Source organism: Nostoc sp. CHAB 5836, from assembly GCF_020829445.1.
Lineage (GTDB): Bacteria > Cyanobacteriota > Cyanobacteriia > Cyanobacteriales > Nostocaceae > Nostoc.
Map to the genome: position 1 here is coordinate 1 of NZ_JAIVFV010000036.1, position 14,071 is coordinate 14,071.

Sequence of the window (14,071 nt, forward strand, 5' to 3'; positions counted from 1 at the left end):
TATGAAAAACAAAAAAATATGTATTTCGAGACGCATAGCGCAAGAAATACGACATCCTTGCTAAATCCCCTGAATTTATTTATGGGGATTCCTCCTGCCTCCTGCCTTCTTCCTCCTGCCTCCTTAACTGCCCTTCAGTGAAATTTACTACGATTGGGGGTGATTTTGGCTGTTCAAATTTGAACTCCTTTGGTATCGATCGCGTTGCTGGTTGAGTCATGCTTTACAAACGCTAAAATGCTTGCTATATATACATTTTAGCAGCTTTTGACTCTGGTGTTTTCAGAGTTTGTGAGAAATCCGGGTTTAGCGCATGGGGGAAACCCCCATGAGCAAGTGGCATGGATTTAGGGGGATCTAAAACGTTTTGCTACCGACCAGAGGACTTTTAAAACATCCTCTTAGAGAAAAAAAACACCGCAAAAAACTTGCTTTGTATCTCCCGGCATAGTACGTTTGTTCTAAATATCCGGGTTCTGATTTCCCCACTTACTTGTGGGGTTTTTATTGAGTTTTTGCAGCTAAGTCAATCATTTTTAATCAAAAGCCTGCGCGATCGCAAATTCTATAGTCTGTAGTCATGTCTGCTTTGTTTCAAACGCTCTGCCATCTCTAGGGCAGAGGGGTTACTTGCCAACCATTCCTGCGCTTCCTGTTGTAAAATCAGCGATGGCGATTCTAGCATTAGCAGACGTGTGGCCACCTTTTCTAGTTTGATTCGCTCCTGGGGCAGGAAGGATAAGTTTTCTATAGTGCAGTATAATTTCAGCCAATGACGTGCTTGAGCAGTTGCCTGAAATCTCAGTCTGATTGCCTGACGGTAATCTTCTGGGCTAAAGGTTTGCTGTTCAGGAGGATCATCTGCTTCTACAGGAATGGGTAGTGAATCTACACCAACTACATTCGGGTATGTAGTAGTTGGTATAGAAACTGGTACAGAGGGTTCGGGTTCTGAGGTATATTCACCCTGTAAAGTGTTCGATAAGGTGCTATCAACATCACTATGAGCAGTGGTTGCTACGTCTGAAATACCTAAGCCAGTAATTGTTGACTCATTTGATAAGTTTTGCTTATTGTCATCAAACGATTCGCTTCGGAAAGGCTGGTATAGGTTTTGCTTATGATTGCTAAAATTTGAAATTTCTGAAGAATTAGAACTGGGAGAAGATTCAAGAATTTGATTAAGTTCAGCTTCTTGCGTTGCTGGTGGCAACGCAAGAAGCTGAACTCAAGTACAAAACCTTCATATGTGGGGGGGGTGTGTAAATTTCTGCTGTTTGTGACTGTATTCCTTGTTTTGTCTGGGTTTCAGACTGCAATTCTTCTAACCACGGGTCTGGTATTTGGGGGTATTTTTCAGGGGATAAAATCGCTGTGTTGCTGTCTATAAGCTCATTTACAGGCTGTTTTGATGCGTTTTTTTCTTGGTGGTCGGGATGCCATAGGGGTAGATATATTGGTTTGTGCAGGGTTGTCTGACTTACTCCTTTGCCATACTGGGCAATGGAAGCTGCGATTATTGCTAGAGCGCGATCGCTTGTCCTTAGAGGAAATGTTCGAGTTTGTTCTAACTGTGCGACAATCGAGCGTATGCGCTCTATTGTCTCTTGCTGACGTTGTTCGTTAGGGTGTAGGTTGATGATTTTATTTTCATCTACTCTGCCAAATTGTTCTTTATAACTGTTTACCCGTTGCGGTGTGCCTGGGTACGGGGTGTAAAATCCTTCACAGCACCTTGCCCATTCTTTGGCTCGTTGTTCGATTTCGTGTTGGTGGCGACACCAGTTTACGTACCCAGGAGACTGGCAGGCTGTGATCACTATATAATCTACTAGTGTCTGTCCGCTTAATTGGCGAAAGACTATGCCGTAACACGCTATGTCTTTGAGCAGTTCGTTGGTCTGTCCGTATTTTGTCCATCCTTCAGAGATGCGTTGTTCTAGGTCTTGCTTCCATTGCTCGGCTGCACTGCGCTGACGGTAGGGGAATTTTATAACTTTTTTGCTGTTGGCTCGGACTAGTGCTTGGGCTAATGCTTCGTAGTCTTGCCCTTTTGCTGACCAGTCGGCGGCGTTGAGGAAGTCTTCGATGTCGTCTGACCACGGTTCTAGGCAATCATCGAGTACATAGGAGCCTGTCTGTAAGGGTAAGCGATGGGCGTTAAAGTTACTGGGGCTGCCTTTGCTGTACACTTTACAGTTGGGGAATATTTCTAGTTCTCCTCCTTTGATTTTGAAGCCTGCTGCTTCTAGGGTCTGCTGGATGGCACAGGCTAGGGTGTAGGAATGTTGTTTTTCTTCTAGAAAATAATATATATGCAGTCCGCCACTATCGCTTGATTGTATAGGTATTGGTCTGCATAAGCCGATTTCTTCTAGGCTGGCTAGTAGCTGCCGGTATTTTATTTGGCTGTTTGATGGGTGTAGCTGACTACCTCTGTCTAGGTCTATTAGTAGGTAGTTGGTTTGTTTGGTAAACCGCAGTCCTATTAAGACATCGGGGTTTAAGTATTGTTGCCACAGGTTACGCGGCTGTAAGGGGTAGCGGGTTTCTGTTTGCCACTGTGGGCGTTCACCACTTTTTGGGGTGGGGGCATAGATGAATCCCCAGCCGTGATGGAAGTATTCTAGAAACCTTTGTCCTAGTGGGTCTAATGGATCTAGGGTAGGTTGTGCTGCTGTGTTTACTTTGGCTTTTGCCATTTTTCTCTCTCCGATGATGATGATTGGTTCATCGGAGCTACCCACACTTTTTAGGTTTGGGGTGTATCTTTTTTGGTCTGGGGTCTTGGGCGTGGGGTGTAGTGGAGAATCTTTCCCTACGCCAAACACTCAATACCCTAAGCCCTTCTTGCTTCTTACACCCTACCCCCTCCTGACGGGGCATTCATTAGCGGTGCTTATATCAAATGTCACCAACGGCTACAAACAAAAATTTTCCAATTTGCTCAAAAATTAATTTTCTTGTGAAAATGGCTGTAATTCTTAGTCTGAAGCTCTCATAGTTAGTTTTAGAGGGTTGATGCCACCTGATTTAAGTTGCACTAATTTTGCCTTTATGACCCAGACATTGCTACATTGAAATTGCTTTAAAATTTATTGACGGTTAGTCGTTAACCGCTAAACGTATGTCTGGCGTGTGGGCAGCTAGCCGATTTCTTTTTTTTACCTACTTGACACAACTTGACCAGCGACTGGCGTAATGCTTGGCGCTAGCTTGTGGGTAGTAAAGAAAGCGAAAATCAGCCCTCTGTATTATTTCTTCAAGAAAAAAAAGTACAGTTTTTGATTGAAAAAATCTATTATTCACGACGTTATCCTCTTCTGCGAGGCATCTAGCCGTCAAATCATCCCTCAATTATTTCTGGCTCAATAGCTTTTGCCAATACTCCGCTTGAATTCAGAGTGGGGATAAATTGTAGCGGTAGATGCTTTTTTTACTATTTGTCCAAAAAAAAGCATAAAGTGTCCCGCCTGTGTGCTAGTATTGGCAACAGACAGATACAGGTAACATAACAGCTAGGTTACGAGTGGTGAGTCCTCGTTTGTCTGGAACAATTTGGTGTTTTGACCTACCACAGTCTTTATGGCACCGAAACCGTTCTACAACGACTCACATCTATTTTGACTATTTGAATATTCTGTTTTTGTCGTTACTACCTCCCTTGTAAAGACTAATTGCAGTTTTACGTGCAGACTTACTCTCGCTAGAGTAGCATGAAAAGCGGCTTGATCGTATAAAAACAGATTTGTCTGTCTGGTCTTGTAGGCTTAAACAATTACATACAAACAAACAGCGATCGCTCCTTGGTTGGAGTGGTCGCTTTTTTCAATCGCCCTCCTGAAATGTTAAGTAATTTTAAGGATATCTCACTCATGCTGCAATCAACCCATTTCTTGTATATCCGCTTAATAGTCAGCGATCGCTTCTCACTAAGCCACATCTTTAACCCAGTTAATTCCTTCTCCACACCAATGAATTAGCAACCAACGATTAGAATCCTTGTCTAACACAGGTAAGACACGGAAATTAAACACTTCTCTACTTGGTGGTTGCCCATCATCATGGTTTGGTGTTTCGGTTACACTTTGTAATCTTCTTGTTCCCATTGAATTTCAAAAATATCAGCGATACTTTTTAGCTCAAAGTATCGACACAATTGTGTCAAGGTTTTTTCATCAATTCTACTAACCTGGTTACGATAAAGTTTTCCGATTGTGCCTGGAGCTAACCCTGTAGCTTCTGCTAGTGCTAATTGGCTAATCTGCTTGTCTTCCATTAAATTTTTAAGTTTACAAATCAACTTCATACACCTAATTCTCTTAAGTACCAATATATCAACTAGTTGATTAGTTGCATAGACTATAAGCTGACAATTATTTTACAGCTCTAATTGATAAGTAAGTTAAATAATAATTTAACTTGTCTACTAGTCAACTAGCTGCTATCGTTTAGTTAATAGACGTTTGACGAACAATTTATAACCGAACGACAATAACTAGGACTTAATAAGTATTCATGTGGTAATACACCTCTGTAGAGGTGAATAGCACTTTAACAGATTCAAAGCCACGAAAGTAAGATTTAGTATCGCAACCACATAGTAGCAAAGGTTAGCAACAGCCAAAAACGGCTGCTACTAGCTTTATTAGGAGATTGCAAGTGATCAATATTTACTGTGCAGATATCGGAAACTACAGCAGCATCACTGCCCTCAAAGGTGAAAAACCTCGCGTCATCCGTTCAGTCTTCCAAGATGTGACTTACACCAGTGCTAGAGATTTGGATACTGATAATTCCCCCTCTGTCAAACTTGATGATAAGGTTTTAGTCCTCGGAGACCGCGCTACTAAGCAGAAAAATTCACAAACCGCAGCAGAAAGGGGTAAAGACCTGCCAGAATTCTTTAAACCGTTCACCTTGGCTGGATTGCGGCAGGATTTTGATGGTATTGTCCGGTTTCTCGTCCCAGAACATTCTCAATGGCACGAAGACACAATCAGACGGACTCTAGTTGCAGAGCATCAAATTAACGTCAACGGTACAAACTACAGACACCGAATCAAAAACGTTGAATTTTTCCTTGAGACAGATGTTGCTGTAATTAATGCTTACAGAAACGGCAAGCTTGACATGGATGGCGACACACTCGCTATTGACATCGGTGGCGGCACAACAAATTATGTTGTTATCACCCCATCCTCGGAAATTCTAACCCGTCGTTCAATTCCCAAAGTGGGCGGTGTCTCTCTGGCTAACGACATAATCAATAGTGATTTGATGCAGAGTTACGCCAAGCGCGATAACGTTGCTTTTAAAGTGGCAAAGATGATGGACGCGATCGCTGATGGCTCTCTCACCTACGGACGCAAATATGACTTTAGCTCAGTCTTTCCAGGGTTGTTAGAAAACTGGTTCAACAACCTGATGGACAGCATCTCTACAGCTGCTAATGACTATCTTGCAGACGTTACCAACGTGATGCTGATTGGTGGATGTGCAAATTTAGTCCGTCAAAAGCTGAGTGCCAAGCAAGGCTTTTACATTCCTGCCAATCCACAACTGTCAAACATTCAAGCATTGTTGGCTATGTAAAATGCAAGTACGTTTAGCGGCTCAAGTCGCCAGCAAAGTTGAAGGAGTCCGTCTTTCACTCAACTATTCCAAACTGAGTGACACTGTAAATCTGCTATTGGACGCAATCAAACATCAATGGTCTCTCAAGCTTTCGTATCTGCCCCAAACTGGGACAATTAACCCCAAAGTCAGACTAGATGAACGTCATCAAGCCTGGGTGTCTCAATATGCAATCTCAAGGGGAATTAGCGTCACATCTGCCACAAATCTCTTGATTAGTGAATATCTAGCAGGCAATACGATGAATGTTTTGCCTCAGATTCAAAAAATTGAAACAGAAAATCTTGCATTAACTCCACAAATATCTCCACAAGAACAAACGACCGAAAAACTGAAAGGTCAGCTATTAGTTAGGAGTCTTAAGTTATGAATCAGACCCGTGTAGTCTTGGACGATAAGCACATACCTAAAGCCAAGGAAATCATTGAGCAAACAGGAATTAATACATATTCACAATTATTTACCATCCTGTTGGTGAACTACGGTGACATTCTTGTTCGTTCGTTAAGAGGTGGGAGCGAAAACTAATGCAAAATCTTTCTCGCATCTATGACTCAACATTTCTGACTCAATCGGGCGTTTATCAAATAGATAGAACTTTGTACCGATATCTAGAAAAAACAGGCACAGTCAAAGCACCACAGTATATCTTCCGTCCTCTTTCTGGAGAGAAGAAGAAGGCGGATATCAAGCTGAATCATAAAGCTTTAACTACTCGTTGTTATGCCGTAGAAGGCTTATCTACAAGCAGTTCTGTAGTCAATCAACAATCACAGCAATTGTCCTTATTTTGAGGTGAATATGAGTCGGCAATCATTACCCCAATTGATTGTACAAGCCCAACAATTGCTCACACAAATTGATCAACATCCACAATACAAAACTTTGCAATTTGATTGTGATGTCACTTTGGGTGATGTAAATCAGTTTTTCAATACTTTGCAATCGGAATGTCAAATTAAAGGCGATCGCACCCACTAACGCCAATCAGTAATGCGAATCGCCTGCCAACAGCATCAGGTATCAATATATAAGGATTTTACAAGATGAGCGACAACATCTTCTTTGCAGCCCTGAACGCGCTAACCCTGAATGGATGCGCCCCGGAACTGGCACACTCAGCCGCCTCCATTGTGGCTAATGATGATCCCTCGAAACCAGATTTAGGCAGAACCACTGAAGATCAGCAGATTATTCAAGAGACGCTGCCATATTTGCAGAATGAGACTTGGGACTCAACAGGAGCTTATGACAGCTATCAGACTATTGATGATACACCACATCCACTGGCTCACGGGCAGTTTTTAGCTAATTTAGGTGGGTTAGTCCCTGACAATCTGATTTTTGCACTGGCAGAAGGTGAGGATTACCCGTTTCAGGTAATGCAGGAATTGGGCATTGGCGAGGATGTGATTGAACGTGCTGAATCCATCCAATCCAGACTGGGTGAAATGAATTATTGGGGTGAAGAGGCATGAAAGCTTTGATTACATTGTTGATCCGAATCTTACCAGATGAGTTGGTAGAAGAAATCAATACTGTCAGTCTGAATGAGTTGGATAAACGAGGTTTAATTATTTGGGCAGAGGAGCAAACATGAGCAAAACAGTAAAACTCAAGCTGGATGCACCCGTCACATACGCTGCTTTACAGTCCCTAACGAACATCAGCCAAGAAACCATATTTCAAGCACTCGACGGCAACCAGACAGCCGCCGCAGAGGTGGCTGATTTCCGAATTAAACAAACTCAACGCGCCCAAAATGCCAAGGCGGTATTCGGTAACTTAAACCAAGGGTTGCAGGCAACTGAAGCTGTTATGGCAGAAGAAACCCAGTTTCTCACCGCCGCTCTTACTAGCATCAACAAAATGGCTGATGGTTGGTCAAAGGTCAGAGTCAGCGATGCCCGTTTGGGCTATGGTCTACAGGAAAAAGTTATTGCATCTGATAACCAGCTAGCCCAAGAACAGTTTCGGCATGGACGGACACTTAACCTGCTTGGTGAATCGCACCGTGCAACGCTCAGAGTCATTGAGATTGATGCAAACAAGGCACAATCTCAAGTGTGGCAGCAGGTAAAGGACAAACAGCAAGGACTTTCACCCGCAGACCGAGCCAAAGAAACACTAAAAGACATCCACAGACATGGTTCTAACGCTATGCGAGGAGTGAAAGGTTTCTTTAGACGGTTGATTGACTAACAAGTAAATTCCCAAGGGGGCACGGGGGCACGGGGGCAGAGGGGCGGACTCATTATAAGATTGCTCCTCCGCTCCCTTCCTTGCCTGGACTCCTCCGCTCCTCCGCCCCCCTGCTCCTCCGCTCCTCTGCTGCCAAGGGCGAAGAGATATCTTAACCGAATTCACCCCTGGGAATAACTCTTTACAAGGTTTGGCCAATGCTAACCAAAAATCAGAAAACGCCTATTTATTTTGATGCTGAGATTGTTGACGATTCGCCTACCTCCGTAGCTGGCGATGAATACGACAGTGAACAAGTCCAACAGGCGATCGCAGAAATTGACAGTTCTATCACTTTATTTCGTGGTATTGCCCAAGGTGCAGTTTTAGCAGGTTTTCAACTCACGTCAACGCAATCTCTGTATCTGGCTGGCAGTGTGGGACTGTTCCCCGCCGTTATTGCTGGCTTACCAGTGGGTGCTTCAGTAGCTGCTACCCTCTGCTACTTGCGCTTTGAAAATGGTCTGATTCCCAAAATTACCAACCGCCAAAAGTTGGCTATTGGTGTGACTCGCACCGCGATGCTGGCTGCTAGTTCTTGGAAGCTAACCGGGGATGCCCAACAGATGGACTTTGTAGCCCGTGGCAGTTTCCAAGTATTTACTCAGCAGGTGAGAGAGTTTGAAGGTATTCAGCAACCCAGTCAAAATCATTTTGGCTTCTTGCTGGGCTTTTCCGTATGTGCAGCTATTACATTGTACTTATTTTTCCGTAAAAAGAGATAATGAAAGATGTTAAACTAACAGAACTGTGGGAGCGCTCCTACAGCCTGCCACCGCGTTTAGGCTTGGCTGTCAAACTGTCTGTGGCAAGTGCTTTAGTTTGTGCCATTGCTGCCCATATCGGCGACGGTATTGCTAAAAAAGACATCTGTTTCTACCCAAAATCAGCCAGAATCCACGATGCGCCCATACTCGCTGGTGAGGGCAATCCAGAAGAACTATTGCTGGGTAAAAAGTATTGTAGGTACGAACAGCGATCGCAAATCCCAGAACCATATTTGAAGGCTAATCAGTACCGCACCAGCAACCCAAACTTTAATCCTTGGGCATTCCTCCAGCATGAAAGCTTGTACGTGTTCCGCGAACTCCCAGCCGACAACCCATTTAAGATTCATTTGGGTATTGCAGCGATCGCGTTCGGGGGGATAGGGTTATGGGCAACCAGTAAGGCACAGGATTATCTAGCACATATCAGACCTCATTACCGAGCTACCAAACAGTTTGAAGGTATTAGAGCATCAAAAAGTGTAAAACTTGGTGAGCAACTGTTAAACCTGTCTGGTAACGAACTGCTGAAATACTTGCGTGGCATCAAAATTGCAGAAGCCAGACAGCAGTTTATAGCCAGCATTACCCCACAACAGCAGACAGCCCTACTCATGGCTATGTCGGCTGATGATTATTACGAATTTGGTCACTTGTTAGATGGGGGGCAGAGCTTTGAGAAATTTGAGCCACAGCAACAGCCAGCCGGACAATTACCACATGGCACACCCGGAACTGTGCAAGAACAAGTACAACAGTCAACATTTGCACCTCAACCAGTGTCAACAGGCGATTATCTTCACCCATCAGAGACTGAAGCACTAACAACATTGCAAACCATAGCCCGTTCTGATGGTTCTACTGCCTTAGTTGCTGCCCCAGGCTCAGGGAAATCCGTTACCCTTGATTACCTGATTCAAAGGATTCTGGATGATGACAACAGTGCTGATATTTGGGTAATCAGTGCGAAAAATGATAGCTTTTGCGGTTTACGGGACAAAGGTCGAGTAATTGTCTTTGATCAGGAGCAACCAGAATCAGCTAAACGCACAATTGAGCGCTTTTACGACTCCTACAAACAACGTAAGCAGTTACCTGAACATAAGCGGGAATCATTACCACCGCTAATTCTGATTTTGGATGATTGGTTAGTTATCGCTGACCAACTCAGTAAAGCTTACTCCGACTGGAACTATGGAGGTAAATTACTAGATGTCTTACTGATTGGCAGAGAATTTAACACCAAATTTTTTGCTTCTCTTCAGTCTTTTAATTTGGCTGCATTGGGTATTGAAAAAATGGATTCTCAAACTCGTCTCTGCCTAAATTTACTGTTGTTAGGTAACAGGTACATCAAAAATGGTAGAGAACAAGAATCTTATGGGGTGCTGGAGTTGATTTTAAATAGAGGTGACATTATCCCTGGCAAGCAAGAAAGGGAAGAGATTAAATCTAGATACCTTCAGATCAAACCCATATCCTATAAAAATTTACGTCCCATATTGATTGCTTCTCTGGGTGGTTTTGTTGTGGCACTGATGCCTAAATTATCGAAACAGTCTAATTTTATTGCTGATGAAAAAACTTATCTGGATAGAGTTTTCGACTTGGAATTTGATTTGAGTGAGAGCAGTCAACAATCAAAACACCAACAGCAATTAAGTGAAGTAGCCAACAAGGTTTTAGAATACTTCAAAAATGTAAAAAATAAAGTCCCAAAGACATTACGTGATTTAAAGAAAGCTGACAGACTCACCAGTTACTCAGAACAAGAATTAATTGCTGGTTTAAAGGAATTAATTCAAACCGAGAAGCTCAACACTGGTGAAAACAATACTTATTTCTTACCTGATTGGTAAACTATCTGCCGTAGTGCCATAAATTTTAGAGACTGCACCCAAGTGGTTTATTGTTCTTGTACGGCACACGCTAAAATCACGGCAAGCCTCATGCTAAAAGCATCTTAGCCTACGGCATAGTTACGGCACATTGGAAACTTACGGCAGATATTCAGCATTAATTAGTTTTAGATAAAAACTCATATTCATACATATTTTTCTCTGTGGCTATTACTATATTTAATCACTAACAATGCTCAATTAACTTCATGAAATGAGGCATGAAATATGACAGGTTTTATCAAATTCCGCCAAAATAACTTTTCTGCAATTGAAAGCCTAGCTCAAAATTTAAAATCCACACTTCAAGAACTAGCAAGACTGGAAAAAGATAACAAATATTTATTTGTACAAGCTGAAGCGACAATGGTTTACAGTCTTGTCAAAAATGCTGCTAGCTCAATCAATCATTTAGTCCGGATAAATTTAGATAATGAAAAAGCTATTGCAGTAATAAAAACTGTAGCTAATTATCTACATACTGCCTATATTATAGTCTGCAAATATACTGGTTATATTGCACACAAACTAGAACAGCTATTGCATGAAGCATTTAATCTGTTACCTTCAGGTATGACATTACAGCCTGAACTTTTTGCACCCAATGAAATCAATCCTGTTAGAGAAAACAAAACTCCCATTCTTGATGTTATTGCCAAATGGTTCAAAGATAATGCTCAACGCTGGGCTTTTCAACAGCAACAAAAGTTAGATAAACAGTATTTCGATTACATCAACAACGGTAAACAAAAGCCTCCGGTTGCAGTGCAGCTATGTCTTGATTTAGAAAGTGTTACTCCTGCCCCGCCTGTTGATTCACCTGAAGTTATTGCTCAAAAACTCGCTGCTTATGGTTATGTGGAATTGGAAGTCGAGAGTGAAACTACACTCGAAATCTCTTGGAGTAGAGGAGATCGCCTAAAAAGCGGTGGGTGTTCTGGGACGATCGCCGACGTTAAGGGTAATAAAGCCAAAATAGATTGGGACAACGGATATTCAGAAGTCTATAGCTTCGAGCAAATACAACGTTACGGCTATAAAAAGCTAGAATCGCCCCGAATTATGAGTTTGACTATCGAAAATATCAAAAATTTAACTCTACAACATTTGAGCAGGTAATGTCTATCTCCTCTCATAACTTTATTTTAGAAGCTCTTTTCTATGCAGCTTCATATTAAATTGGTATTAATTGTTGCCCAAACTCAGAAATTGAGCCTGTAATACTAGCCTGTCTCAACAACTGCTTGAGCCTGTCAAGCTCATAAATTTTTTTCAGTTGCTCAATCAATTCAGGGGGAACGTTATTAAATCGAGCTTCTAGAACTTCAGCTATAGACTCCTGTAGAGTCTGCGCTCTGCCTATGCGTTCTATGCTTGTCATGTATGTCATTTGTTGTTCAGCCTCAAAACGATCCAATTCGGCTTTAAAATTTAAGTCTAACTCCGGTGGTAGAGTCATTAATCGATCTAGCAACCGGAATAGTTGAAGGATTTTGTCCCTACTATAGCCTACCTCATACATTCGTTTAATCAGGCTCAACTTCCACTGCAAACGAAGAGTTAAATCTTGAGTTGTCGCTTGTGTCCGCAGGTGCGCCATCACCAGTACAGCAAAAGGACTATCACTTTGTTCTAATTCTGACCAACGAGATTCATAGTCCAGTAGCTTGACAATGGGAAACTGAAGACTCAAACGACATCCCCAACGTCCATAACTATATTCTTGCGGTCGCCAATTGGCTTGATTATCCCCCAGAATTGCCAAGCTAACAACTTCCTGGTTATAACGGTCAAAAATTCTGTAATGGTACGAAAACATCCGTTTAGTGAAGTTGGTATCTACTTGACTTTGAATTTCCAGATGAATCAGCAACCAAGTTTCCTTTCCATCTTTTAGCCAAACTTTGATTAGCTTATCGACAAATTGCTTACCAACTTCAGATTCTCTCATTAACTGCTGAAGTTCTTGGTCAAGAAAATCATAGCCTCGCGTCCAACTCTGTAAGTTCGTAGATTTTCACTTAAAAACTTACAGAGTTACGAACAAACAAAGTTACAAAGCTACGGAGTTAGGATGTGCATATTATTGCTGTTGTGAACGGAAAGGGGGGGTCAGCTAAGACGACAACTAGCGTCAATTTAGCAGCCATCCTTGCTGAGAAATCAAAAGTATTGTTGGTGGATGCAGATCCTCAAGGTTCTGCTACTTGGTGGGCAGAGCGCAATGAGCGAGATTTTGAATTATCTAAGGAAACAGATACGAATGAGTTGTTAAAACTTAAAAAAGTAAAAGGGTTTGATTTTATTATTGTGGACACTCCTCCGGCACTCCACTTTGAGGCACTGAAAATTACTATCGATGCGGCTGATTTTGTTTTGCTGCCATCTCCCCCAGCTCCAATGGATCTTCAGGCACTGATTGAAACTGTACAGGCTACAATCATGCCAGCAAATGTTAAGTTTCGAGTTTTATTAACTCGTGTTGATCCTCGTAGTTTGGGTAAGGCACTTGATGCTCAACAAGCACTCATGCAAGGAGGTATTCCTGCATTTAACGGTTTTGTCAGGGCTTATGCTGTTCATGAACAAGCGGCTCTTGATGGCATACCAATTACTCAAGTTCGCGGAAAAATAGCTCGTGAAGCTGAAGGGGATTATCGGCGTATTGCTGATGAGCTTTTGAGAGAGGTAAATACTCATGGCTAAAGCACGTCGTCGTTTATCTGATCTTGTCCACGAAGAAACGCAAAAAATCAGAGAACCAAACTTACAGACTTGGGAAGTTCCAAAGTCTGTAGGTTTATCAGAAAATCCCAGTGAAGCAGAAGTTCAAGTTGCAGACTTACAGACTTTGGAAGCTACAAACTCTGTAACGTTATCTGAATCCGAACCTTTAAGCAAAACAGAACAACAGGCTGACAATGTTACAGACTTACAGACTTTGGAAGCTACAAACTCTGAAAGTTTACTAGAAACTCCGAGTGAAGTAGAAGACAAAGTTACAGAACAACAGGCTTACAATGTTACAGACTTACAGACTAATAAATATTCAGAGTCTGTTTCTTCTACGCAAATTGCTATTGAGCGGGAGGGTGAAGAAGTCAACAAAACTACAAAGTTACAAGATTTGCAAGATACAGACTTACAGAGTACCGAACTTCCTAAGTACTTAAAATTGGAGCGCAAGGAAGCACGATTGAGACAGGATCAGATTGACGCACTTACCGATCTCACCCGGAAATTAAACAGAACAAAACAAGTTAAAGGTGGTGAGAGACTTACAGACAATACTTTGATCCGTGTTGCAATAGATTTACTGCTGAGTAAAGCTTCGGAGCTTCAAGGTACTACAGAAGATGAGTTACGAAGCTCATTAACTCTGTAAGTTTCAAACTACGAAACTTACAGAGTTGATTATTAATTTGTCTTGCCTGATGTGTGATCATCGCTGTCGATTCTCACTCCATTTGATCAGTTTGATTTCGACAAATAAAGGTTATGTCGATCTAGGGGGGATGACTTGGGGGT

16 protein-coding genes and 1 pseudogene are annotated in these 14,071 nt (G+C 42.2%); 13 read left to right on the forward strand and 4 right to left on the reverse strand.

Annotated features, from left to right (window positions below; all coding sequences use genetic code 11):
• Window positions 1–565: 565 nt before the first annotated feature.
• From LC605_RS09960 to LC605_RS09970, 3 genes are all read right to left on the reverse strand, one after another.
• On the reverse strand, window positions 566–1,213 hold the full coding sequence (locus LC605_RS09960; RefSeq protein WP_229547394.1) for a hypothetical protein: 648 nt from the start codon (window positions 1,211–1,213) through the stop codon (window positions 566–568).
• Complete coding sequence (locus tag LC605_RS09965; RefSeq protein WP_229547395.1) at window positions 1,188–2,702, reverse strand: hypothetical protein; 1,515 nt, start codon at window positions 2,700–2,702, stop codon at window positions 1,188–1,190. Before LC605_RS09965 ends, LC605_RS09960 begins: the two co-directional genes overlap by 26 nt.
• Before the next feature lie 1,379 nt (window positions 2,703–4,081).
• Complete coding sequence (locus LC605_RS09970; RefSeq protein ID WP_229474436.1) at window positions 4,082–4,309, reverse strand: helix-turn-helix transcriptional regulator; 228 nt, start codon at window positions 4,307–4,309, stop codon at window positions 4,082–4,084.
• 353 nt (window positions 4,310–4,662) lie between these two features.
• Here LC605_RS09970 and LC605_RS09975 point away from each other — a divergent pair, with 353 nt between their 5' ends.
• From LC605_RS09975 to LC605_RS10020, 11 genes are all read left to right on the forward strand, one after another.
• On the forward strand, window positions 4,663–5,595 hold the full coding sequence (locus LC605_RS09975; RefSeq protein WP_229547397.1) for a ParM/StbA family protein: 933 nt from the start codon (window positions 4,663–4,665) through the stop codon (window positions 5,593–5,595).
• 1 nt (window position 5,596) lies between these two features.
• Window positions 5,597–6,007 carry a hypothetical protein gene (locus tag LC605_RS09980; protein WP_229547398.1) on the forward strand — a complete coding sequence of 137 codons (411 nt, stop codon included), beginning with the start codon at window positions 5,597–5,599 and terminating at the stop codon, window positions 6,005–6,007.
• Complete coding sequence (locus tag LC605_RS09985) at window positions 6,004–6,165, forward strand: hypothetical protein (RefSeq protein WP_229547399.1); 162 nt, start codon at window positions 6,004–6,006, stop codon at window positions 6,163–6,165. The genes LC605_RS09980 and LC605_RS09985 overlap by 4 nt, the downstream gene beginning before the upstream one ends.
• Window positions 6,165–6,431, forward strand: a complete 267-nt coding sequence (locus tag LC605_RS09990; protein WP_229547400.1) for a hypothetical protein — start codon at window positions 6,165–6,167, stop codon at window positions 6,429–6,431. Before LC605_RS09985 ends, LC605_RS09990 begins: the two co-directional genes overlap by 1 nt.
• A 7-nt stretch (window positions 6,432–6,438) precedes the next feature.
• Complete coding sequence (locus tag LC605_RS09995) at window positions 6,439–6,618, forward strand: hypothetical protein (protein WP_229547401.1); 180 nt, start codon at window positions 6,439–6,441, stop codon at window positions 6,616–6,618.
• 65 nt (window positions 6,619–6,683) lie between these two features.
• Complete coding sequence (locus tag LC605_RS10000; protein ID WP_229547402.1) at window positions 6,684–7,115, forward strand: hypothetical protein; 432 nt, start codon at window positions 6,684–6,686, stop codon at window positions 7,113–7,115.
• On the forward strand, window positions 7,112–7,237 hold the full coding sequence (locus LC605_RS32900; RefSeq protein WP_267868490.1) for a hypothetical protein: 126 nt from the start codon (window positions 7,112–7,114) through the stop codon (window positions 7,235–7,237). The genes LC605_RS10000 and LC605_RS32900 overlap by 4 nt, the downstream gene beginning before the upstream one ends.
• Window positions 7,234–7,839: a hypothetical protein gene (locus LC605_RS10005; RefSeq protein WP_229547403.1), complete on the forward strand. Its 606-nt coding sequence runs from the start codon at window positions 7,234–7,236 to the stop codon at window positions 7,837–7,839. The genes LC605_RS32900 and LC605_RS10005 overlap by 4 nt, the downstream gene beginning before the upstream one ends.
• Before the next feature lie 197 nt (window positions 7,840–8,036).
• A complete protein-coding gene (locus LC605_RS10010; protein ID WP_229547404.1) occupies window positions 8,037–8,603 on the forward strand; it encodes a hypothetical protein in 567 nt (188 codons plus the stop codon).
• Window positions 8,603–10,504, forward strand: coding sequence for an ATP-binding protein (locus tag LC605_RS10015; protein ID WP_229547405.1), 1,902 nt, complete (start codon window positions 8,603–8,605; stop codon window positions 10,502–10,504). Before LC605_RS10010 ends, LC605_RS10015 begins: the two co-directional genes overlap by 1 nt.
• Before the next feature lie 267 nt (window positions 10,505–10,771).
• Entirely contained in the window at window positions 10,772–11,662 is an 891-nt protein-coding gene (locus LC605_RS10020; RefSeq protein WP_229547406.1) for a hypothetical protein, read from the forward strand.
• A 55-nt stretch (window positions 11,663–11,717) separates the two neighbouring features.
• Here LC605_RS10020 and LC605_RS10025 read toward each other — a convergent pair.
• Window positions 11,718–12,533, reverse strand: a pseudogene (locus LC605_RS10025) (transposase); the annotation flags it as partial.
• Between the two features lie 86 nt (window positions 12,534–12,619).
• Here LC605_RS10025 and LC605_RS10030 point away from each other — a divergent pair.
• Window positions 12,620–13,249 carry a ParA family protein gene (locus tag LC605_RS10030; RefSeq protein WP_229547407.1) on the forward strand — a complete coding sequence of 210 codons (630 nt, stop codon included), beginning with the start codon at window positions 12,620–12,622 and terminating at the stop codon, window positions 13,247–13,249.
• Window positions 13,242–13,928 (forward strand): hypothetical protein, encoded by a 687-nt coding sequence (locus LC605_RS10035; RefSeq protein ID WP_229547408.1) that lies wholly within the window; start codon window positions 13,242–13,244, stop codon window positions 13,926–13,928. The genes LC605_RS10030 and LC605_RS10035 overlap by 8 nt, the downstream gene beginning before the upstream one ends.
• Window positions 13,929–14,071 lie beyond the last annotated feature (143 nt).